The organism is Romboutsia sp. MSSM.1001216sp_RTP31141st1_G3_RTP31141_220114 (assembly GCF_039031195.1).
Taxonomy (GTDB): domain Bacteria; phylum Bacillota; class Clostridia; order Peptostreptococcales; family Peptostreptococcaceae; genus Romboutsia_C; species Romboutsia_C hominis.
The window spans coordinates 18147-40691 of the sequence record NZ_JBCIUO010000010.1 but is presented as its reverse complement, the minus strand read 5'-3'; the positions used below and the strand labels follow the sequence as shown (position 1 = coordinate 40691).

Below are 22545 nucleotides of genomic sequence, written 5' to 3'. Positions count from 1 at the left end.
TTTACAAAGTTTATTTTTTTATGTAAAACTTAGGAACAAACTCGATTTGTGTCCTTTTCCAAGGCACTCATTTAGTATATAAAATTTTGTCTCCATTGTCAAATAAATATAACTAGCATTTTATCACTTTATTTCATTTTTATTACTTATATCAAAAAAGAGGGAGCAAGCTCCCCCTTTATATATAGATTAATCACTTAAGAAAAGATTACTCTATTATAGAAGCAACAACACCTGATGCTACTGTTCTTCCACCTTCTCTTATTGCGAATCTTAATCCTTCTTCTATTGCTATTGAGTTTATTAACTCTATAGTCATTTGTATGTTATCTCCAGGCATAACCATTTCTGTACCTTCTGGTAACTTACAAGTTCCTGTTACGTCAGTTGTTCTGAAGTAGAATTGTGGTCTGTATCCATCGAAGAATGGAGTATGTCTTCCACCTTCTTCTTTTTTAAGAACGTATACTTCTGCATTGAACTTAGTGTGAGGCTTAACTGTTCCTGGCTTAGCCATAACTTGTCCTCTTTCTATTTCATTTCTTTGTACACCTCTTATTAATGCTCCTATGTTATCTCCAGCTTGTGCTTGGTCTAATAACTTTCTGAACATTTCTACTCCTGTTACTACAACTTTTCTTGGCTCGTCAGCAAGTCCTACTATTTCAACTTCGTCTTGAACCTTTAATACTCCTCTTTCAACTCTACCTGTAGCAACTGTTCCTCTACCTGTTATAGAGAATACGTCTTCTACTGGCATTAAGAAGTCTTTGTCAACGTCTCTTTCTGGAGCTGGTATATATTCGTCTATTTGCTCGAATAATTCAACTATTTTGTCTCCCCACTCTGAAGAAGAATCTTGTAATGCCATTAAAGCAGATCCTCTTACTATTGGAGTGTCATCTCCTGGGAATTCGTACTCATTTAATAAGTCTCTAACTTCCATTTCAACTAACTCTAATAATTCTTCGTCGTCTACCATATCACACTTGTTTAAGAATACTACTATGTATGGTACACCAACTTGTCTTGATAATAATATATGCTCTCTTGTTTGAGGCATTGGTCCATCAGTTGCTGAACAAACTAATATAGCACCATCCATTTGAGCTGCTCCTGTTATCATGTTCTTAACGTAGTCAGCATGTCCTGGACAGTCAACGTGTGCGTAGTGTCTGTTTGGAGTTTCGTATTCAACGTGAGCAGTTGATATTGTGATTCCTCTTTCTCTTTCTTCTGGAGCTTTATCTATGTTAGCGAAATCTACTGCTTCTCCTAATTGATATCTATCGAATAAAGTTTTTGTTATTGCAGCTGTTAATGTAGTTTTACCGTGGTCAACGTGTCCTATAGTTCCTATATTAACGTGCGGCTTATTTCTTTCAAATTTAGCTTTAGCCATTTTGAAATACCTCCCTATATATATTTTATGTAAGACGAGGTAACCTCGTCTTACTTATTATACTTATTTTTAAAAAAATTATTATTTTCCTTCAGCTATTTTCTTAGCAACTGAAGCTGGAACTTGCTCGTAGTGGTCGAATATCATTGTGTATGTTGCACGACCTTGAGTAGATGATCTTAACTCAGTAGAGTATCCAAACATTTCTGAAAGTGGAACGAATGCATTTATAACTTGTGCACCAGATCTAGCTTCCATACCTTGTATTAAACCTCTCTTAGAGTTTAATCCACCCATAACATCTCCCATGTACTCTTCTGGAGTAACAACTTCAACTTTGAAGTAAGGCTCAAGTAATACTGCATTACCTTTCTTCATAGCTTCCTTCATAGCCATAGAACCAGCCATCTTGAATGCCATTTCTGATGAATCGACTTCATGGTAAGAACCATCGTATAATTCAACAGCAACGTCAACAACTGGGTATCCAGCAACTATACCAGATTGCATTGCACCTTGTATACCTGCATCAGTTGGTCCAACATATTCCTTAGGAACAGATCCACCAACAGTTTTGTTTTCAAACTTGTAACCAGCACCTGGCTCTTGAGGATTAACTCTGATCTTAACGTGTCCGTATTGTCCTCTACCTCCTGATTGCTTAGAGTACTTGTATTCAACATCTACTGGTTGAGTTATAGTTTCTCTGTAAGCAACTTGTGGAGCACCAACGTTAGCTTCAACTTTGAATTCTCTTAATAATCTATCAACTATTATCTCTAAGTGTAATTCACCCATACCAGATATTATAGTTTGTCCTGTTTCTTCATCAGTCTTAACTCTGAAAGTTGGATCCTCTTCAGCTAATTTTTGAAGAGCTATACCCATCTTTTCTTGAGCTGCTTTAGACTTAGGCTCTATAGCAACAGATATAACTGGCTCAGGGAATTCCATAGATTCAAGTATTATTGGATTAGCTGGATCACATAAAGTATCTCCAGTAGTAGTATCTTTTAATCCTACTGCTGCAGCTATGTCTCCTGCGTATACTTCTGTTATTTCTTCTCTTGTATTAGCATGCATTTGTAGTATACGTCCTATTCTTTCTCTCTTACCTTTAGTAGAGTTTAGTACGTATGATCCACCTTGCATTATTCCAGAGTAAACTCTGAAGAATGCTAACTTACCAACGAATGGGTCAGTCATTATTTTGAATGCTAAAGCTGAGAATGGTTCTTCATCAGATGAGTGTCTTTCTGCTTCTTCACCATTTTCTAATATACCTTTTATAGCAGCTATATCAGTTGGAGCTGGTAAATAATCAACAACTGCATCTAATAATAACTGAACACCTTTGTTCTTGTAAGCAGATCCACAGAATACTGGGTTCATTTCACAAGCTATAGTAGCCTTTCTTATAGCAGTTTTTAACTCTTCTATAGTTGGCTCTTCACCTTCAAGATATTTCATCATTAGATCTTCATCAGTTTCAGCTACTGCTTCAACCATTTTTTCTCTCCACTCTTGAGCTAATTCTTTCATATCTTCTGGTATTTCAGTTATTTCTATTTCTTTTCCTAAGTCGTCTTTATAGATATGAGCTTTCATTTCTAATAAGTCAACTTCACCTTCTAACCAATCTTCTTTACCTATTGGTAATTGCATTGGTACAGCATTTGCATTTAATCTTTCTCTCATCATTGATACAACGTTAAAGAAGTCTGCACCCATGATGTCCATTTTATTTACGAATGCTATTCTAGGTACACCGTAGTTATCAGCTTGTCTCCATACGTTCTCAGATTGAGGTTCAACCCCACCTTTAGCACAGAATACAGCAACTGAACCGTCAAGAACTCTTAGAGATCTTTCAACCTCAACTGTGAAGTCGACGTGTCCTGGTGTATCTATTATGTTTATTCTATGGTCTCTCCATGCAGCAGTAGTAGCGGCAGAAGTTATTGTTATACCTCTTTCCTTCTCTTGCTCCATCCAGTCCATTTGAGAAGCTCCTTCGTGAGTTTCTCCTATTTTATGTGTTTGCCCTGTATAGAATAGGATTCTTTCTGTAGTAGTAGTTTTTCCTGCATCTATATGAGCCATGATTCCTATATTTCTAGTTCTTTCTAAAGGAAACTTTCTAGCCATGGTTCTCCTCCTTACGATATCCCTTAAAAGGTATCTTTATATCCTACTATTAGAATCTGTAGTGAGCAAATGCTTTATTAGCCTCTGCCATCTTATGAGTATCTTCTTTCTTCTTTACTGAAGCTCCTGTGTTGTTTGCAGCGTCCATTATTTCTTTCGCTAACTTTTCAACCATTCCTTTTTCTCCACGAGCTCTAGTGTAGTTTACTAACCATCTTAAACCTAAAGTTTGTCTTCTTTCTGGTCTAACTTCAACTGGAACTTGGTAGTTAGCTCCACCAACTCTTCTAGCTTTAACTTCTAAAACAGGCATTATGTTATCCATAGCTCTGTTGAATACTTCTATGGCTTCTTCTCCTGTTCTTTCAGCTACTAAAGCAAAAGCATCATATACTATTGTTTGAGCTTTTCCTTTTTTTCCATCTATCATTAAATTGTTTATTAACTTAGTAACAACTTTACTTCCATACATTGGATCAGCTAATACTTCTCTCTTTGGAACATTACCTTTTCTTGGCATTTTGCTTCCCTCCTTAATTATTTGATATTATTAAATCATAGGTACTCGACATCATAATATGCCGTGATGCCATAAATATCTATATATATTTAAAGCACCGCACTATAATCAATTGTTAATTTTTACTATTTCTTTGCAGCTTTAGGTCTCTTAGCACCGTACTTAGATCTTGCTTGCATTCTCTTATCAACACCTGCAGTATCTAATGTACCTCTTAATATGTGGTATCTAACCCCTGGAAGGTCTTTTACTCTTCCTCCTCTTATAAGAACAACACTATGCTCTTGTAAGTTGTGTCCTTCACCTGGTATATAAGCAGAAACTTCTATTCCGTTTGTTAATCTAACTCTGGCAACTTTTCTTAAAGCTGAGTTAGGTTTCTTAGGAGTTACTGTTTTAACTGAAGTACAAACTCCTCTTTTTTGTGGTGAACTTGTGTTAGTAGATTTCTTGTGTAAAGAATCGTACCCTTTTTGTAATGCTGGAGCAGTAGATTTCTTTTCTATTGCTTGTCTTCTTTTACGAACTAATTGGTTAATTGTTGGCATCATCTGCACCTCCTTTTCCAAATTTTCGATCTTAATGACCGCCAACTACATCAATATGAAAGCATATTGATTCATAGTAACTTACGTTACTCACAATTAAATGTCTATTAACTCACATTCCTGTGGTTTTAGCTCTTTGCAGTTTGGTGCTGCTAGTTCTTTAATTATATAAAGTCCAATTGAAAACTCTAAGAGCCATAAGCTCTTAGATAACTTTCAATTGCACACTTTAACATTTTATCACCAGACATAATTACTGTCAAGTTACTTTCTAGCTATTAATCGGCTAGTTCAAGCTTACTCTTCAATTTTTTCAACAGCTATGTTCTTGTATCTCTTCATACCTGTTCCTGCTGGTATTAATTTACCTATTATAACATTCTCTTTAAGACCTATTAAGTGATCTTCCTTACCTTTTATAGCTGCTTCAGTAAGAACTCTTGTTGTTTCTTGGAATGAAGCTGCAGATAAGAATGATTCTGTAGCAAGAGAAGCTTTAGTTATACCAAGTAAAGTTCTCTTAGCAACTGCTGGTCTTAAACCGTTAGCAATAGCTTCTTCATTACATTTATTGAATGTTAATACATCTTCATAACCACCTGGTAATAATTCTGTATCTCCTGGATCTTCAACCTTAACTTTAGATAGCATTTGTCTAACTATAACTTCTATATGCTTATCGTTAACGTCAACCCCTTGCATTCTATAAACTCTTTGAACTTCTTTAACTATATAGTTTTGAACTCCACTTATACCTTGTACTCTTACTATATCGTGTGGATTTATAGAACCTTGAGTTAATGGATCTCCTGCTTCAACCATTTGACCTTGCTTAACTCTTATTCTCGATCCGTAAGGTATTGCGTATACTTGAGTTTCTCCTTCTTGTGGTATTACAGCTACTTCTTTTCTCTTACCAGTTTCATCTATTTCAACTCTACCAGCAACTTCTGTTATAACTGCTAAACCTTTTGGTTTTCTGGCTTCGAATAATTCCTCAACCCTTGGAAGACCTTGAGTTATATCTCCACCGGCAACCCCACCTGTATGGAATGTACGCATTGTAAGCTGTGTTCCTGGCTCCCCGATTGATTGAGCAGCTATTATACCTACAGCTTCACCTATGTTTACTTCCTTACCTGTTGCAAGGTTTCTACCATAACACTTAGAACAAACTCCGTGGTTTGTCTTACAGTTAAGAACTGTTCTTATTTCAACTTTTTCTATTCCAGCTTCAACTATTCTATCAGCATCAGCTTCTTGTATCATAGCATCAGCTTCAACTATAACTTCACCAGTTGTAGGATTTACTATAGGAGCTATAGTATATCTTCCAACAATTCTATCGTATAGTTCTTCTATTACTTCGTTTCCATCTTTTATTGCAGTAACTTCTGTTACATCACTAGTTCCACAGTCTATTTCTCTTACTATAACATCTTGACTGACATCAACAAGTCTTCTTGTTAAGTAACCTGAATCGGCTGTACGAAGCGCTGTATCGGCAAGACCTTTTCTAGCACCATGTGATGATGTGAAGTATTCCATTACTGTTAACCCTTCACGGAAGTTAGATTTAACTGGAACTTCAACTGTTTTACCAGATGCATTGGCCATCAGACCACGCATACCAGCTAACTGTCTTATCTGGTTCTTAGAACCTCTGGCTCCAGAGTGAGCCATTATGAATATATTATTAAGTCTTTCTAGACCTGACATAAGAGCATCTGTAACTTTTTCAGTAGTCTCTGTCCAAGTTTCTATAACTCTTTCATATCTTTCTTCGTCAGATATAAGACCTCTTCTATATGCTTTTTCATATTTATCAACTTTTTCTTCTGCAGCTGCTATATGATCCTTCTTCTCTTCAGGTATCTTCATATCTGCAACGGCAACTGTTATACCACCTCTAGTAGAGAATTTAAATCCTAAAGATTTTATGTGGTCTAACATCATAGCTGTTCTAGTGTTTCCATGTCTTCTGAAACACTTATCTATTATTTTACCTAGAGATTTTTTGTCAACTAAGAAATCAACTTCTAATCCAAATGGATCTTTCTCTCTATCAACAAATCCTAAGTCTTGAGGTATATTTTCATTGAATATAAATCTACCTACTGTACTTTCAACTAAAGAACTTCTTCCATCTTCAAGTACAACTCTCATCTTTACTAATGAATGTAATTCAACCGCTTTATTCTCATAAGCAAGTAACATTTCATTGTAATCTTTAAATATTGTACCTGTTCCTTTTTCTCCACCTTGGTCTTCTATTGTTAAGTAGTAACAACCTAGAACCATATCCTGAGAAGGAGTAGTTATTGGTGTACCATCTTTAGGTGCAAGTATGTTGTTTACAGATAGCATTAAGAATCTTGCTTCTGCTTGTGCTTCTACTGATAAAGGAACGTGAACCGCCATCTGGTCACCGTCGAAGTCAGCGTTGTACGCTGTACATACTAGTGGATGTAGTTTTATTGCTTTACCTTCTACTAATACAGGTTCAAATGCTTGTATACCAAGTCTGTGTAGAGTAGGAGCACGGTTAAGTAGAACTGGATGACTCTTTATAACTTCTTCTAAAACATCCCAAACTTCTGGCTTAACTTTTTCTACTATAGTTTTTGCACTCTTTATGTTGTGTGCATAACCTTCTTTAACTAATCTATCCATAACGAATGGCTTGAATAATTCAAGGGCCATTTTCTTTGGAAGACCACATTGATAGAATTTAAGTTCTGGTCCAACAACTATAACTGAACGTCCTGAGTAGTCAACACGCTTACCAAGTAAGTTTTGACGGAAACGTCCTTGCTTACCTTTTAGCATGTCTGATAAAGACTTAAGTGGTCTATTACCAGGTCCTGTTACAGGTCTACCTCTTCTACCATTGTCGATTAAAGCATCTACAGCTTCTTGAAGCATTCTCTTTTCATTTCTAACGATTATGTCAGGAGCTCCAAGTTCTAATAATCTCTTTAATCTGTTATTTCTATTTATAACTCTTCTGTATAAATCATTTAGGTCAGAAGTTGCAAATCTTCCACCATCAAGTTGTACCATTGGTCTTAAATCTGGTGGTATTACTGGAATAGCATCTAATATCATCCACTCAGGCTTGTTTCCTGACTTTCTGAATGCTTCCACAACTTCTAATCTTCTTATAGTTCTAACTCTCTTTTGTCCAGTGCTGTCCTTAAGGTCAGCTCTTAACTCTTTGCTTTCTTGCTCTAAATCAATATTTTGTAATAATTGTTTTACAGCTTCAGCACCCATACCTACTGTAAAAGTATTGTATCCATACTTATCAACTGCAGTTCTGTATTCTTTTTCTGTTAATAATTGCTTAGCATTTAATCCAGTTTCTCCTGGATCAACTACTACGTATGAAGCAAAGTATAGTATCTTCTCTAAAGATCTAGGAGACATATCAAGTAAAAGTCCCATTCTACTTGGTATCCCTTTGAAGTACCAGATATGAGACATAGGAGCTGCTAGCTCTATATGTCCCATTCTTTCTCTTCTTACTTTAGCTTTAGTAACTTCTACTCCACATCTATCACAAACTACACCTTTGTATCTTACTCTTCTGTATTTACCACAGTGACATTCCCAGTCTTTTTGAGGTCCAAATATTCTTTCACAGAAAAGACCATCTTTTTCTGGTTTTAGTGTACGGTAGTTTATAGTTTCAGGCTTTTTTACTTCTCCTCTAGACCATTGTCTTATTTTCTCTGGAGAAGCTAGTGCTATCTTTATCGACTCAAAATTGTTTAATTCAAACAAGGAGTTCTCTCCCTTCTATTTGATATTTACATTAATAAAAATATTATACATCAAAGTCTTCTGTATCATCATAGTCTATTTCATCATAAACTATGTCTTCTTCAAATTCAATGTTATCCATATCACCATTCTCGAAATCTTCTTCTTCGATTTCTTCTATTATATGGTCATCTTCCATTTCTTTAACATTTTCTATTATATCTAATTCAAATTCACCAGTAGTTTCTTCTACATCTAGTGATTCTCTGACTTCTATTTCTTGATCTTCATCAGTTAATACCTTTACATCTAAGCATAAACTTTGAAGTTCTTTTATAAGAACCTTGAATGATTCTGGTATTCCTGGTTCAGGTATATTTTCACCTTTTACGATTGCTTCGTATGCTCTAACACGTCCTACAACGTCGTCAGATTTAACAGTAAGTATTTCTTGAAGTATATGAGCAGCTCCGTATGCTTCTAGAGCCCAAACCTCCATCTCACCGAATCTTTGTCCACCGAATTGTGCTTTACCACCTAGTGGTTGTTGAGTTACTAATGAGTATGGTCCTGTACTTCTAGCATGTAACTTATCATCAACTAAGTGATGTAGTTTTAACATGTACATGTATCCAACTGTTATTGGGTTATCGAAAGTATCACCTGTTCTACCATCATATAAAGTTATTTTTCCATCTTCTGGGTATCCAGCTTCAACTAATGCTTTTCTTATATCTGGCTCTTTTGCACCATCAAATACTGATGTAGCAACATGCCATCCTAAAGCCTTAGCAGCAAGACCTAAATGAACTTCAAGAACCTGTCCGATGTTCATACGAGATGGTATACCTTGTGGGTTAAGAACTATATCTAATGGTGTTCCGTCTGGCATGAATGGCATATCTTCTTCTGGTAAGATTCTAGATATAACCCCTTTATTACCATGACGTCCGGCCATTTTATCCCCAACAGTTATCTTTCTCTTCTTAGCTATATAACATCTAACTAATTCATTAACACCTGGAGATAAATCGTCACCATTTTCTCTAGTGAACACTTTAACATCAACTATTATACCAGATTCTCCATGAGGAACCTTAAGTGAAGTATCTCTAACTTCTCTAGCTTTTTCTCCGAATATAGCACGAAGTAATCTTTCTTCTGCAGTAAGCTCAGTTTCTCCTTTTGGAGTTACTTTACCAACTAATATATCTCCAGAATCTACTTCAGCACCTATTCTGATTATACCTCTTTCGTCTAAGTTCTTTATAGCACTTTCTCCAACGTTAGGTATATCTCTAGTTATTTCTTCAGGTCCTAACTTAGTATCTCTAGCTTCACATTCATATTCTTCTATATGAATTGTTGATAATCTATCTTCTTTAACTAATCTTTCATTTATTAAGATGGCATCTTCGTAGTTATAACCTTCCCAAGTCATGAACGCTATGAAGCAGTTTCTTCCTAATGCTACTTCTCCAAGATCTGTTGAAGGTCCGTCAGCTATAACATCACCTTTTTCTATCTTATCTCCTTTATTTATTATAGGAGTTTGATTTATACAAGTACCTTGGTTTGAACGCTTAAACTTAAGTAATTTATATCTATCTTTGTTTCCATCTTCTCTTTTAATTATTATTTCATCAGCTGTAACTCTATCAGCTATACCAGAGTTCTTAGCAACAACAACTGCTCCAGAGTCTTTAGCAGCTCTGTACTCAACCCCTGTACCTATGATTGGAGCTTCTCTTCTCACTAGAGGTACTGCTTGACGTTGCATGTTCGATCCCATCAGCGCACGGTTGGCATCGTCATTTTCTAAGAATGGTATCATTGCAGTTGCTATAGAAACAACTTGCTTTGGAGATATATCCATGTAGTCAACTCTTGATACTGGAACTAGTTCAACAGCACCATTTTTAGTTCTACATACTAATCTCTTATTTATGAATGTTCCATCTTCTTCTAATGGTTCATTAGCCTGAGCTCTTATGAATAAATCTTCTTCATCAGCTGTTAAGTAATGTATCTCATCAGTTACTCTACCATTTTCCTTATCTACTTTTCTATAAGGAGATTCTATGAAACCAAATTCATTTATCTTAGCATAAGTACCTAATGAGTTTATAAGACCGATGTTTGGTCCTTCTGGTGTCTCTATAGGACACATTCTTCCGTAGTGAGAATGATGAACGTCACGAACTTCGAACCCAGCTCTTTCTCTTGAAAGACCCCCTGGTCCTAGTGCAGATAATCTTCTCTTGTGTGTTAACTCAGATAATGGGTTAGTTTGATCCATGAACTGAGATAACTGTGAACTACCGAAGAATTCTTTTATAGCAGCAGAAACAGGTCTTATGTTAACTAGAGCTTGAGGAGTTATTGCTTCCATGTCTTGAACAGTCATTCTTTCCTTTATAACTCTTTCCATTCTAGATAAACCTATTCTAACTTGGTTTTGTAATAACTCACCAACTGATCTTATTCTTCTGTTACCTAAATGATCTATATCATCTATGTAACCTATTTCATGGAATAAGTTGAATTGGTAGTTTATAGATGCTATTATGTCATCTAATAGTATATGCTTTGGTATAAGCTCTTTTATTCTAGATTTTATAGCTTCTTTTATTTCTTCTTCGTCACTATATTCATCCATTATCTCTTTTAAAGTTGGGTAATGAACTTTTTCTTTTATATTTAAATCATCTATATTGAATTCTATATGTGATTTTATATCAACAAAGTTATTACCTATAACCTTAGCAGTCTTTTCATCATCTAGTAATAAACTAACTACGTTTATTCCAGAATTTTGAATATCCTTAGCTACTTCGTAGCTTATTTTTTCTCCAGCTTTTACAAATACTTCTCCAGTTTCTGGATTAACTATATCTTCAGCTGAAACTCTGTTCATTATTCTGTAGCATAGAGCAAGCTTTTTGTTAAACTTATATCTACCTACTTTTGCTAAGTCATATCTCTTAGCATCAAAGAATAATGCATTTAATAATGATGATGCACTTTCTACTGTTGGTGGTTCACCCGGTCTTAACTTCTTGTATATCTCAATTAAACCTTCTTCAACAGAAGTAGTATTATCTTTTTCTAATGTTGCAGCTAATCTCTCATCTTCTCCAAGAAGTTCGATTATTTCTGCATCCGTACCTATTCCTAGAGCTCTTAATAATACTGTTACTGGTTGCTTTCTAGTTCTGTCAACTCTTACAGATATTACATCATTAGAATCTGTTTCGTATTCTAACCATGCTCCTCTGTTAGGGATTACAGTAGATGATATTAACTTCTTACCTGTTTTATCTCTCTCTAAAGCATAGTAAACGCCAGGAGATCTAACTAACTGACTTACTATAACTCTCTCAGCACCATTTATTATGAAAGTTCCTTTTTCTGTCATTAAAGGGAAATCTCCCATAAATACTTCTTGCTCTTTTATTTCCCCAGTTTCCTTATTTATAAGTCTAACCTTAACTTTTAGAGGTGCACAGTATGTGGCATCTCTATCTTTACATTCTTCTATGTCATACTTAGGCTTATCGTCTAAAGAGTAATCAACAAATTCTAATATAAGATTACCTGTGTAATCTTCTATTGGAGATATGTCTTCGAAAACTTCTTTTAATCCATCTTCGATAAACCACTTATAAGAATCAACTTGTAATTCTATAAGATTTGGCACATCAGCTATTTCTTTTATCTTAGAAAAGCTCATTCTAGTTCTTTTACCTATCGTGACAGGATGTGGCATTCACTTTTCACCTCTCAATAATAAAAAATAAAACCATAGTTTATTCTAACGCATCTAATAATTTTATCATAATGTCAAGCATTTTTCAATATGTATATTATTCTATTCTTTACATTTAATTTATCCTACAAAATATGCATTATTTATTATGCGCAAAATATTAAACTAAAATTCTCATTTTTTACATATTTTTTTAGAAAACAAAAAAGGTGCCCCAAACAGGACACCTCTTAAAAGAAAACTACTTAACTTCTACTGAAGCTCCAGCAGCTTCTAATTTTTCTTTCATTTGGTCAGCTTCTTCTTTAGAAACTCCTTCTTTTAATGTCTTAGGAGCGTTGTCAACTAATTCCTTAGCTTCTTTTAATCCTAATCCAGTTATTTCTCTAACAGCTTTTATAACTCCAACTTTTGAAGAACCAGCGTTAGCTAATACTACGTCGAATTCTGTCTTTTCTTCAGCAGCTCCACCAGCAACTGCACCAGCCATCATAACTGGAGCTGAAGCAGATACACCGAATTTTTCTTCAGCAGCTTTAACTAATTCATTTAATTCTAAAACTTTCATATTTTCTATAGCTTCTAATATTTGTTCTATTGTCATTTTTAGCACCTCCGAATTATTTTCGTTAATTTTTAATTAATTATATAACCAATCCAATTTTTTCTTGGTTAATGTTTATTAAGCTTCTTGACCTTCTTGTTTCTTTATCATTGCATCTAATAAGTATGCGAAGTTTGACATTGGAGCTTTTAAGCTTCCAAGTAATTTTGCAAGAAGAACTTCTCTTGATGGTATGTTAGCGAACTCAACTATTTGAGACTCGTTGTAGAATTCTCCTTCTACTATACCCATCTTTAATTGCATTTTTGGATGAGAATCCATGAATTCTTTTAATATTCTAGCTGGAGCAACAGGGTCTTCGTATCCGAAAGCTATTGCATTAGTTCCAACTAATAATTCATCGTTGAATTGTTCTATACCAACTTCTTTAGCAGCTTTTCTAACTAAAGTGTTTTTGTATACTTTGTATTCAACACCAGCTTCTCTCATTTTCTTTCTTAGTTCAGTAACCTCTTCAACTGTTAATCCTTTGTAATCAACAACAACAGCAGCAGATGACTTTTCTAATTTTTCAACTATTTCAGCCACAACTTGTGATTTAAGTTCTATAGCTTTTCTCATCTAGATGTGCACCTCCTTCACCTGATTAGGTTTAGTATTCGCCGCAATCTCATTTAAAAAAGCTTTCGTGTCTAAAAGTAGACAACAAAAGCTTTAGTAATTTCAATTTATCTAAAACCTCGGTAGGATATTAAGCCCTTAAGCACCTACTGTCTACGGCAAATCTATTCTTTTTTATATCAACAAATGTTATATTAACATTTTTGTTTAGCCATGTCAACAGTTTTTATTATTCTGCTATTTTAGCTGGGTTTATTTTAACTCCAGGTCCCATAGTAGATGCAACTGTTATACTTCTTAAGTATTGTCCTTTAGCAGCAGCTGGCTTAGCTTTAACTATTGCTTCCATTAAAGTTGCAAAGTTTTCAGCTAACTTTTCTCCACCAAATGATACTTTTCCTACTGGAACGTGTATTATGTTAGTTTTGTCTAATCTGTACTCAACTTTACCTGCTTTTATTTCATCTATAGCTTTAGCTACATCAAATGTAACTGTTCCTGATTTAGGGTTTGGCATTAAACCTTTAGGTCCTAATACTCTACCTAATCTACCAACTACACCCATCATGTCTGGAGTAGCAACAACTATATCGAAATCAAACCAGTTTTCACCTTGTATTTTTTGAACTAATTCTTCAGCTCCTACAAAGTCAGCTCCAGCTTGTTCAGCTTCCTTAGCTTTTTCACCTTTAGCGAAAACTAAAACTTTCTTAGTTTTACCAGTTCCGTGAGGTAATACTACAGCACCTCTAACTTGTTGATCAGCGTGTCTTGAGTCAACACCTAATTTTATATGAGCTTCAACAGTCTCATCGAACTTAGCAGTAGCTATTTCACTAACTAATGCTAAAGCTTCTGTAGCATCGTAGAATTTAGCTCTGTCTACTTTGCTTAATGCTTCTACATATTTCTTTGCTTTTTTAGCCATTTTTATTTTCCTCCTTGTGGTTATATTCGGTTTTTAAACCTCCCACTTCTTAAAGAAGTGTCTAATTTATTTGAAATTAGTCTTCTACAACGATTCCCATACTTCTTGCAGTACCAGCTATCATTCTCATAGCAGATTCTACTGAAGCAGCGTTTAAGTCAGGCATCTTTAATTCAGCTATTTCTCTTATCTTAGCTGAAGATAAAGTAGCAACCTTCTTCTTGTTTGGTTCTCCTGATGCAGTATCTAAACCAGCAGCTTTCTTTAATAATACTGCAGCTGGTGGAGTTTTTGTTATGAATGAGAATGATCTATCTTGGTATACAGTTATAACAACTGGTATTATCATTCCAGCTTGATCTGCAGTCTTAGCATTGAATTCTTTTGTGAATCCCATTATGTTAACACCGTGTTGTCCTAATGCTGGACCAACTGGTGGTGCTGGAGTAGCCTTTCCTGCAGGTATTTGTAATTTTATTTGACCTATAACTTTTTTAGCCATTTTTCGTACCTCCTTATTTTTATATTTGAGTAACTATTATAATTTCTCTATACTATCTGACTCTACAACAAATAGAGTCTTCTTTCCAAATGCATCTATGCACACTTTAACTTCTTTAGTTTCTACGTCTATCGCTTCAACTGTACCTACTTGTCCAGCGAATGGCCCGTTTGAAACTTCAACAGCATCTCCTATTTCTAAGTCGATATCGCTGTTACCTATTTTAGGTTCAGTTAATTCTATGCCCATAGCTAGTACTTCATCTTCACTTAATGGTACCGGCTTAGACCCTGGTCCAACAAATCCAGTAACTCCCTTAGTATTTCTTACGACATACCAAGATTCATCAGTGATTATCATTTTTACTAGAACATAACCTGGAAATATCTTACGTTGTCTAGTTTTTTCTTTCCCTGTTTTAGTAGTTTCAACTACATCTTCAGTAGGTACAACTACTTGCTTTATGTAGTCTTCCATACCTCTAGTTTTTACAGCTTTTTCTATCGTAGCTTTAACCTTATTCTCATGTCCTGAATAAGTATGTGCAACATACCATCTTGCTTCTTGTAATTCCGACATTTTGATTCTCCTTTTCTATTTTAGTATCAGCCCTAGTGCACCAGATAATACACTATCTAAAACCCACACTAATATAGTAGATGAAATAACTACAGTTAAAACTACCCCTGTATTTTTAAGTAATTCTTTCCTACTTGGCCATGAAACTCTACTAAGTTCTTGTTTTGTTTCTTTTATATAAGATACTAAACCAGTTCTCTTTTTCTTAGTTCCTGCGCCTTGATTTGCTTGGGCAGCCATTTAATCCACTCCTTATAAAAAACTATTTTGTTTCTTTGTGAGTAGTGTGCTTCTTACAGAATCTACAGTATTTTTGTAATTCTATTCTGTCTGGGTTGTTTTTCTTGTTCTTAGTAGTGTTGTAGTTTCTTTGATTACACTCTGTACATGCTAAAGTTACTTTAACTCTCATCTGCTACACCTCCAACTTTTTTATGCAATAATAATTAATATATATATAATAATATAACACCTTAATTATTTATTGAGGTATTATTACCTTCCTGAATCATTACCTTGTATAAGTTATCACAAAATTATAGTGGTGTCAATGTTTTTGTGGTTTCTCTCTTTAAAAAAAGAGGGGGTTAAAACCCCTCTTTTATCTATAGATTAATCACCTAAGAAAAGATTACTCTATTATAGAAGCAACAACACCTGATGCTACTGTTCTTCCACCTTCTCTTATCGCGAATCTTAATCCTTCTTCTATTGCTATTGAGTTTATTAACTCTATAGTCATTTGTATGTTATCTCCAGGCATAACCATTTCTGTACCTTCTGGTAACTTACAAGTTCCTGTTACGTCAGTTGTTCTGAAGTAGAATTGTGGTCTGTATCCATCGAAGAATGGAGTATGTCTTCCACCTTCTTCTTTTTTAAGAACGTATACTTCTGCATTGAACTTAGTGTGAGGCTTAACTGTTCCTGGCTTAGCCATAACTTGTCCTCTTTCTATTTCATTTCTTTGTACACCTCTTATTAATGCTCCTATGTTATCTCCAGCTTGTGCTTGGTCTAATAACTTTCTGAACATTTCTACTCCTGTTACTACAACTTTTCTTGGCTCGTCAGCAAGTCCTACTATTTCAACTTCGTCTTGAACCTTTAATACTCCTCTTTCAACTCTACCTGTAGCAACTGTTCCTCTACCTGTTATAGAGAATACGTCTTCTACTGGCATTAAGAAGTCTTTATCAACATCTCTTTCTGGAGCTGGTATATATTCGTCTATTTGCTCGAATAATTCAACTATTTTGTCTCCCCACTCTGAAGAAGAATCTTGTAATGCCATTAAAGCAGATCCTCTTACTATTGGAGTGTCATCTCCTGGGAATTCGTACTCATTTAATAAGTCTCTAACTTCCATTTCAACTAACTCTAATAATTCTTCGTCGTCTACCATATCACACTTGTTTAAGAATACTACTATGTATGGTACACCAACTTGTCTTGATAATAATATATGCTCTCTTGTTTGAGGCATTGGTCCATCAGTTGCTGAACAAACTAATATAGCACCATCCATTTGAGCTGCTCCTGTTATCATGTTCTTAACGTAGTCAGCATGTCCTGGACAGTCAACGTGTGCGTAGTGTCTGTTTGGAGTTTCGTATTCAACGTGAGCAGTTGATATTGTGATTCCTCTTTCTCTTTCTTCTGGAGCTTTATCTATGTTAGCGAAATCTACTGCTTCTCCTAATTGATATCTATCGAATAAAGTTTTTGTTATTGCAGCTGTTAATGTAGTTTTACCGTGGTCAACGTGACCTATAGTTCCTATATTAACATGTGGTTTATTTCTTTCAAATTTAGCTTTAGCCATTTTGAAATACCTCCTGTTTTTATATTATTAGTTATAGCTTACATTAAGCTTATGATAAGTATTTTACTATTAATTATTCCTGTTTTCAAGATGTTTTTCTAATTTTCTCTTGACTCTTTGAAGAGCATTATCTATTGATTTTACATCTCTTTCAAGCTTGTCTGCTATATATTGATAAGACTTACCGTTTAAGTATAGTTCTAATACTTCTTGTTCTAGATCACTTAAAAGCTCATCCATCTTACGTTGAATGTGTTTTAGCTCCTCTTTACTTATTATAAGCTCTTCTGGATCACTAACTATGCTTGTTGTTATTATATCTAAAAGAGTTCTATCAGACTCCTCATCATATATCGGTTTATTTAATGATATGTAGGAATTTAAAGGTATATGTTTTTGCCTAGTTGCTGTTTTTATAGCAGTTATTATTTGTCTAGTTATGCATATTTCAGCAAAGCCTCTAAAAGAATTTGTTTTAGTAGCATCAAAATCTCTAACTGCTTTGTATAAACCTATCATACCTTCTTGTATTATATCTTCTTTGTCTGCCCCTATTAAAAAATATGATTTCGCTTTTGCTTTAACGAAATTTTTATATTTTTTTATAATATATTCTAATGCTATTGTATCCCCATTACTCGCTTTTAATACTATTTCGTACTCATCTTGTTGCGAATTGTCTATTAACCCATATTTTTCGTCATTAGCTACGAACATGTAAATCTCCCCCAATAAAAACATTTTCATAGCTATATTATAAGCGAATAATTTTAGTAATTTCAATGCATTCTACGAATGTTCTCAAGTTTCGACAATGTCTCTTTATCTAATCTTTCTTCTAACCAATTTCGCTGTATCTTTTTTTGGTTACTACTGTTTTTTTCCCTTATATTCGACTTAGCTTTGTCTAAGTCTAACTTTAACTCTCTGGCAGATATTCTTGTTGCTCCTTTTCCTAAAATAATTTGCTGCTCTGCATAATCATTTGTAGCAACTCTTATATCGTCATATCTTGAAAGAGTACTTATAAATTTTTCTATGTAGCTATCTGCGGTTTGATGCTCTCTAGTGTACACCACAGTTATGTATTTCCTGTCTTCTACAGTTTCTCTACTATGTTTTACATTATATGCATCAAACACTATTATAGCTTTTCTTCCTGTAAATTCAGCATATTCGATTATTATGTCTATTAATTTTTCCCTAGCACTTTCTAGACTTGTTTGAGCAATGTCCTTTAACTCATCCCATGCGTTTATTATATTGTAACCATCTATTATTAGATAACTTTTTACATTTCTTCTCAATTTATTTTACACCTGATCTTTGTTTAAATATCTCATAAAGAAGTATTCCACCTGCTACAGATGCATTTAGTGATGTAACATTACCTATCATAGGCATTTTTATAGTGAAGTCGCAGTTTTGTTTAACTAATCTAGATATACCAAAACCTTCACTTCCTATTACAAGACCTAATGCACCTGTAAGGTTTTGTTCATAGAATACTTGTCCATCCATATCAGCTGCTGCTATCCATAGACCTTCTTCTTTTAATCTTTTTATTGTATTAACTATATTAGTTACCTTACATATAGGTACATATTCTACAGCTCCTGCTGATGCTTTAGCAACTACTGGAGTAACATGAACTGATCTTCTTTTTGGTATTATAACCCCATGAGCTCCAACTGCATCTGCTGTTCTAATTATTGAACCTAAATTGTGAGGGTCTGTTATTTCATCTAGTATTATAAAAAATGGATCTTCTCCTTTTTCTTTAACGCTATCTATTAAATCATCTAATTCCCAATACTTAAGTTCACTTACTTGAGCTATTACACCTTGATGAGAGTGACTTGTACTAATTTCATCTAATTTATGCTTATCAACATATTGAACTATTATGTTCTTCTCTTTAGCCATTGCTATTATTTTTTTTATTGATCCTTCTTTTGCAGAGTTAGCTATCATTATCTTATCTATTTCTCTGCCATTTTTTATTGCTTCTATTACAGGATTTCTACCTTCTATACTTGCCAATTCTTCCACCGCCTATAAATTTTTAAACTTTTCTCTTATCTGAACTATATTACCACATGTCATGTTACCTTCTGGGCAAGGTCCTTTTACACATTTAGGTCCTATATTGTTAAATAAGATTGGAGCTACTTGCTTTAATTGTCTTAGCATTTCTATTGATAGCTCTCTTATTTCCCATTGTGCCCTCTCACAGCATCTATGATTTAAGAAATTATATAAACTTCTTGTATTCATAGTAAATACTACTTTTGTTTCACATGCATTAGGGAATACGTATCTAGCATCTTCTATTGCTTTCTTTTCAGCTTGTCTTTTAGCTTCTTTTTCATTTTTTCCATCTTTTATCATTTTATTATAATGTTTATCAAATAATATATCCACTAATTTATCATATGATTTTTGATCTTCTTCCATCGCTTGTATAAACACTTCTTTAGCTTCTTTTACTGCTTCTATCTCTGGTGGTATTATATATTCAAATTGATCTAACTTGACATACCTTTGACTTTGTTGTGAATAGCTTGCTATACGATGTCTAACTAATTGATGAGAACAAGCTCTTGATATTCCTTCAACTGCAAATGTAAATGATACATGCTCTAATGGAGATTCATGCCCTATATTTATTAACATATTTAAAAATCTATCCACCGATTCATCTGTTAGGTTCTCTTCTATTTGATCCACACCTACTGCTGAATAACATAGCTTTGCAGCCATTGATATTACCTTTTCTGGATCTGGTGTATGTGCTAATAATTTTACTTTCATCTCTAAAACCTCTTCCTTAAAATATTCATATTTTTTATTATACAATATTAAAATTATATTTTTTTATTTATTTTGTCTATCATAATAAAGTATATATACTCATATATAAAAAGGTATTGTTTTTAACAATACCTTTACATATTTTTTTCTATGATATTTATGCCTTTTTCAACTATATAGTCAAGCCTATCTTTCTCTCCACCTAAATGCAAATATCCCACTAAAGCTTCGAATCCAGTTGCACATTTATAGTCTATAATATCTGCATTTTTAGGAGAAGTATGAGATTTTTGATTTCTACCTCTTTTGTAGATTCTTAATTCATCTTCACTTAATTCCTCTTCTATTTCATGCATTACTGTAGCCTGTGCCTTAGCATTAACATACTTTATAGCTGACTTGTGAAGGTCATTGACCTTTTTATTGATGTTCTTTCTTATTAGATACTCTCTTATATATGACTCATATATTGTATCACCTATATAGGCTAATACTAATGGAGACATTGTTATTAATTCCGTTCTATTCATAATTATGCTCTCTTCCACTTAGTTCCTTGTCTAGTATCTTCTAGTATTATGCCTCTCTCTAGTAACTCTTGTCTTATCTCATCTGCTAATTTATAATCTTTGTTTTTCTTAGCATCTACTCTTTTTTGTATAAGATTTTCTATTTCTTCATCTAATATATCATCATTTTTCTTATTAACTATATTTAATACAGAAGTTAATTCATTAAATTCATCTAGACATAATTTAGCAAATTCTAAAGAAGAATTTTCATTTACGTTAGTGTTTATAAACTTAGATAATTCAAATATAGCACTTATTGCGTCTGCTGTATTTAAGTCATCTTCCATAGCATTTATAAACTTATCTCTGTAGCTATTTAATTCAGATACTAGATCCTTTTCACCTTCAGTTAAAGAACCTTCTTTTAAGTTTTCTATTGTGAATTCTAATTTTTCTTTAGCATTGTAAAGTCTTTCAAGTCCTGCTTTAGCTTGTGCTAACATTTCATCACTGAAGTTAACTGGATTTCTGTAATGCGCAGATAACATGAAGAATCTTACTATTTCTAAATCATATTTTTCAGATATCTCCCTTACTGTAAAGAAGTTTCCTAGAGATTTACTCATTTTTTCATTATTTATGTTTATATATCCATTGTGTACCCAATAATTAGAGAAAGTTTTTCCACTTCTAGCTTCACTTTGAGCTATTTCATTTTCATGGTGAGGGAATGTTAAATCTTGACCTCCAGCATGTATATCTATAGTCTCACCTAAGTATCTATTAGACATAACTGAACATTCTATATGCCATCCTGGTCTACCTTCTCCCCATGGACTTTCCCATCCTGGTTCTCCTTCTTTTTTTGCCTTCCATAGAACGAAATCCATTGGATGTCTCTTTTGACTATTAACTTCTATTCTTGCTCCAGCTTCTAAATCGTCTTGATTTTGTTTAGAAAGTTTTCCGTATCCTTCAAACTTTTTAGTGTCAAAGTATACATCTCCGTTAGATTCATAAGCATATCCTTTTTCTTCTAATTCCTTAACAAAATCTATTATTTGTTGTATGTTATCTGTTACTCTAGGATGAACATCTGCTCTTTTTATTCCTAATCCATCAGCATCAACAAAATACTCATTTATGTATTTATTAGCCACTTCTTCTGGTGTTATGTTTTCTTCATGACTTCTTTTTATTATTTTATCATCTACATCTGTAAAGTTTTGAACGTAAGTTACATCAAAACCTCTATATTCTAAATATCTTCTAAGTGTATCAAACATTATAAAAGGTCTAGCATTACCTATATGTATATAGTTGTAAACTGTAGGTCCACACACATACATTTTTACCTTTCCTTCTTCTAATGGAACAAATTCTTCTTTTGTTCTTGTTAATGTATTGTATAACTTCACTCTTATCACCTCACTGATTGTTATATTATTTCTTAAATATCTATATATTATATTATAGTTTAAATTCTTTACAATTAATAGTACTACTATTATGTCCTTATGATTTTAAAAAAATCTGATTGTAAAAAATTATAGGCTTATTCTTCTAAAAATGAAATCTTTTTTAAAGAACAAGTATTATAAGTTTCTTCACTTATAATTTTTTCTTTTTTCAACTTCTCTAGTATGTTAACATAATCTACACATAAACTTTTCAACTCTTTTTTTATATCATCTTTATTATTACTATACATAGTTACCCTCCCTGGTATAAAGTAAAACTATATTGTATTTTAAAAATAACTTTTCAAATAATTTATTTTCTTATGCTTTTTATATATTAACTTTGTTTTAAATAATCCCTTTAGTTATACCCATAAATCTTTTCATCAAAATACTACACAAATAATTTTTTACTCTTCATAGTACTAAAAATTAACATATATTTCTTTCTTTCTATTTTGTTTATTTCTCTTATTATATATAAAACTCCTAGATATGCTACATTTTTTGAATATAATATATTTAGTAAAATTTTAAAATAAATATAATTATTATTTAATGCTATTTATATAATCTATGTTGAAATT

21 protein-coding genes and 1 other annotated feature are annotated in these 22545 nt (G+C 33.4%); all 21 genes read right to left on the bottom strand.

From position 1 onward, the window contains the following. Positions 1-208: 208 nt before the first annotated feature. Entirely contained in the window at positions 209-1402 is a 1194-nt protein-coding gene (gene tuf, locus ABCP60_RS12425; RefSeq protein WP_092921788.1) for an elongation factor Tu, read from the bottom strand. Between the two features lie 81 nt (positions 1403-1483). After that, entirely contained in the window at positions 1484-3550 is a 2067-nt protein-coding gene (gene fusA / locus ABCP60_RS12420; RefSeq protein WP_092921786.1) for an elongation factor G, read from the bottom strand. A 49-nt stretch (positions 3551-3599) separates the two neighbouring features. Next, a complete protein-coding gene (rpsG, locus tag ABCP60_RS12415; protein WP_092921784.1) occupies positions 3600-4070 on the bottom strand; it encodes a 30S ribosomal protein S7 in 471 nt (156 codons plus the stop codon). A gap of 125 nt (positions 4071-4195) precedes the next feature. Beyond that, positions 4196-4618: a 30S ribosomal protein S12 gene (gene rpsL, locus ABCP60_RS12410; protein ID WP_092921782.1), complete on the bottom strand. Its 423-nt coding sequence runs from the start codon at positions 4616-4618 to the stop codon at positions 4196-4198. A gap of 297 nt (positions 4619-4915) precedes the next feature. Then, positions 4916-8404: a DNA-directed RNA polymerase subunit beta' gene (gene rpoC / locus ABCP60_RS12405; RefSeq protein ID WP_092921780.1), complete on the bottom strand. Its 3489-nt coding sequence runs from the start codon at positions 8402-8404 to the stop codon at positions 4916-4918. A gap of 43 nt (positions 8405-8447) precedes the next feature. Next, positions 8448-12152, bottom strand: a complete 3705-nt coding sequence (locus ABCP60_RS12400) for a DNA-directed RNA polymerase subunit beta (RefSeq protein WP_092921778.1) — start codon at positions 12150-12152, stop codon at positions 8448-8450. A 241-nt stretch (positions 12153-12393) separates the two neighbouring features. Then, positions 12394-12756, bottom strand: coding sequence for a 50S ribosomal protein L7/L12 (gene rplL, locus ABCP60_RS12395; RefSeq protein WP_092921776.1), 363 nt, complete (start codon positions 12754-12756; stop codon positions 12394-12396). Between the two features lie 78 nt (positions 12757-12834). Beyond that, the gene (gene rplJ / locus ABCP60_RS12390) at positions 12835-13338 is read right to left on the bottom strand and encodes a 50S ribosomal protein L10 (RefSeq protein ID WP_092921773.1); all 504 of its coding nucleotides are present in this window, start codon (positions 13336-13338) and stop codon (positions 12835-12837) included. Positions 13339-13384: 46 nt separating this feature from the next. Beyond that, positions 13385-13515 (bottom strand) — a sequence feature (ribosomal protein L10 leader region). A 52-nt stretch (positions 13516-13567) separates the two neighbouring features. Beyond that, positions 13568-14266, bottom strand: coding sequence for a 50S ribosomal protein L1 (rplA, locus tag ABCP60_RS12385; RefSeq protein ID WP_092921771.1), 699 nt, complete (start codon positions 14264-14266; stop codon positions 13568-13570). Between the two features lie 76 nt (positions 14267-14342). Further along, on the bottom strand, positions 14343-14768 hold the full coding sequence (gene rplK / locus ABCP60_RS12380) for a 50S ribosomal protein L11 (RefSeq protein ID WP_021121982.1): 426 nt from the start codon (positions 14766-14768) through the stop codon (positions 14343-14345). A gap of 36 nt (positions 14769-14804) precedes the next feature. Continuing rightward, positions 14805-15347, bottom strand: coding sequence for a transcription termination/antitermination protein NusG (gene nusG / locus ABCP60_RS12375; RefSeq protein ID WP_092921769.1), 543 nt, complete (start codon positions 15345-15347; stop codon positions 14805-14807). A gap of 15 nt (positions 15348-15362) precedes the next feature. Beyond that, positions 15363-15587 carry a preprotein translocase subunit SecE gene (secE, locus tag ABCP60_RS12370; RefSeq protein WP_092921768.1) on the bottom strand — a complete coding sequence of 75 codons (225 nt, stop codon included), beginning with the start codon at positions 15585-15587 and terminating at the stop codon, positions 15363-15365. Positions 15588-15609: 22 nt separating this feature from the next. Continuing rightward, entirely contained in the window at positions 15610-15759 is a 150-nt protein-coding gene (rpmG, locus tag ABCP60_RS12365) for a 50S ribosomal protein L33 (RefSeq protein ID WP_092921766.1), read from the bottom strand. A 219-nt stretch (positions 15760-15978) separates the two neighbouring features. Next, entirely contained in the window at positions 15979-17172 is a 1194-nt protein-coding gene (gene tuf, locus ABCP60_RS12360) for an elongation factor Tu (RefSeq protein ID WP_092921788.1), read from the bottom strand. 69 nt (positions 17173-17241) lie between these two features. Next, positions 17242-17889, bottom strand: a complete 648-nt coding sequence (gene sigH / locus ABCP60_RS12355; protein ID WP_176698624.1) for an RNA polymerase sporulation sigma factor SigH — start codon at positions 17887-17889, stop codon at positions 17242-17244. 62 nt (positions 17890-17951) lie between these two features. After that, complete coding sequence (locus tag ABCP60_RS12350; protein ID WP_092921764.1) at positions 17952-18479, bottom strand: NYN domain-containing protein; 528 nt, start codon at positions 18477-18479, stop codon at positions 17952-17954. Between the two features lies 1 nt (position 18480). Then, positions 18481-19215 carry a 23S rRNA (guanosine(2251)-2'-O)-methyltransferase RlmB gene (gene rlmB, locus ABCP60_RS12345; RefSeq protein WP_176698623.1) on the bottom strand — a complete coding sequence of 245 codons (735 nt, stop codon included), beginning with the start codon at positions 19213-19215 and terminating at the stop codon, positions 18481-18483. Positions 19216-19227: 12 nt separating this feature from the next. Beyond that, positions 19228-19986: an FAD-dependent thymidylate synthase gene (gene thyX / locus ABCP60_RS12340; RefSeq protein WP_092921760.1), complete on the bottom strand. Its 759-nt coding sequence runs from the start codon at positions 19984-19986 to the stop codon at positions 19228-19230. Between the two features lie 134 nt (positions 19987-20120). After that, positions 20121-20516, bottom strand: a complete 396-nt coding sequence (locus ABCP60_RS12335; RefSeq protein WP_195238536.1) for a ribonuclease III domain-containing protein — start codon at positions 20514-20516, stop codon at positions 20121-20123. 2 nt (positions 20517-20518) lie between these two features. After that, on the bottom strand, positions 20519-21916 hold the full coding sequence (cysS, locus tag ABCP60_RS12330) for a cysteine--tRNA ligase (RefSeq protein WP_343101835.1): 1398 nt from the start codon (positions 21914-21916) through the stop codon (positions 20519-20521). A gap of 137 nt (positions 21917-22053) precedes the next feature. After that, the gene (locus ABCP60_RS12325) at positions 22054-22209 is read right to left on the bottom strand and encodes a hypothetical protein (RefSeq protein ID WP_092921754.1); all 156 of its coding nucleotides are present in this window, start codon (positions 22207-22209) and stop codon (positions 22054-22056) included. Positions 22210-22545 lie beyond the last annotated feature (336 nt).

What these genes read in the sequence shown, in the direction of transcription:
- tuf (WP_092921788.1), bottom strand. Translation starts at nt 1,402, where the DNA reads ATGGCTAAAGCTAAATTTGAAAGAAATAAGCCGCACGTTAATATAGGA.
- fusA (WP_092921786.1), bottom strand. Translation starts at nt 3,550, where the DNA reads ATGGCTAGAAAGTTTCCTTTAGAAAGAACTAGAAATATAGGAATCATG.
- rpsG (WP_092921784.1), bottom strand. Translation starts at nt 4,070, where the DNA reads ATGCCAAGAAAAGGTAATGTTCCAAAGAGAGAAGTATTAGCTGATCCA.
- rpsL (WP_092921782.1), bottom strand. Translation starts at nt 4,618, where the DNA reads ATGCCAACAATTAACCAATTAGTTCGTAAAAGAAGACAAGCAATAGAA.
- ABCP60_RS12400 (WP_092921778.1), bottom strand. Translation starts at nt 12,152, where the DNA reads ATGCCACATCCTGTCACGATAGGTAAAAGAACTAGAATGAGCTTTTCT.
- rplL (WP_092921776.1), bottom strand. Translation starts at nt 12,756, where the DNA reads ATGACAATAGAACAAATATTAGAAGCTATAGAAAATATGAAAGTTTTA.
- rplJ (WP_092921773.1), bottom strand. Translation starts at nt 13,338, where the DNA reads ATGAGAAAAGCTATAGAACTTAAATCACAAGTTGTGGCTGAAATAGTT.
- rplA (WP_092921771.1), bottom strand. Translation starts at nt 14,266, where the DNA reads ATGGCTAAAAAAGCAAAGAAATATGTAGAAGCATTAAGCAAAGTAGAC.
- rplK (WP_021121982.1), bottom strand. Translation starts at nt 14,768, where the DNA reads ATGGCTAAAAAAGTTATAGGTCAAATAAAATTACAAATACCTGCAGGA.
- nusG (WP_092921769.1), bottom strand. Translation starts at nt 15,347, where the DNA reads ATGTCGGAATTACAAGAAGCAAGATGGTATGTTGCACATACTTATTCA.
- secE (WP_092921768.1), bottom strand. Translation starts at nt 15,587, where the DNA reads ATGGCTGCCCAAGCAAATCAAGGCGCAGGAACTAAGAAAAAGAGAACT.
- rpmG (WP_092921766.1), bottom strand. Translation starts at nt 15,759, where the DNA reads ATGAGAGTTAAAGTAACTTTAGCATGTACAGAGTGTAATCAAAGAAAC.
- tuf (WP_092921788.1), bottom strand. Translation starts at nt 17,172, where the DNA reads ATGGCTAAAGCTAAATTTGAAAGAAATAAACCACATGTTAATATAGGA.
- sigH (WP_176698624.1), bottom strand. Translation starts at nt 17,889, where the DNA reads ATGTTCGTAGCTAATGACGAAAAATATGGGTTAATAGACAATTCGCAA.
- thyX (WP_092921760.1), bottom strand. Translation starts at nt 19,986, where the DNA reads ATGAAAGTAAAATTATTAGCACATACACCAGATCCAGAAAAGGTAATA.
- ABCP60_RS12335 (WP_195238536.1), bottom strand. Translation starts at nt 20,516, where the DNA reads ATGAATAGAACGGAATTAATAACAATGTCTCCATTAGTATTAGCCTAT.
- ABCP60_RS12325 (WP_092921754.1), bottom strand. Translation starts at nt 22,209, where the DNA reads ATGTATAGTAATAATAAAGATGATATAAAAAAAGAGTTGAAAAGTTTA.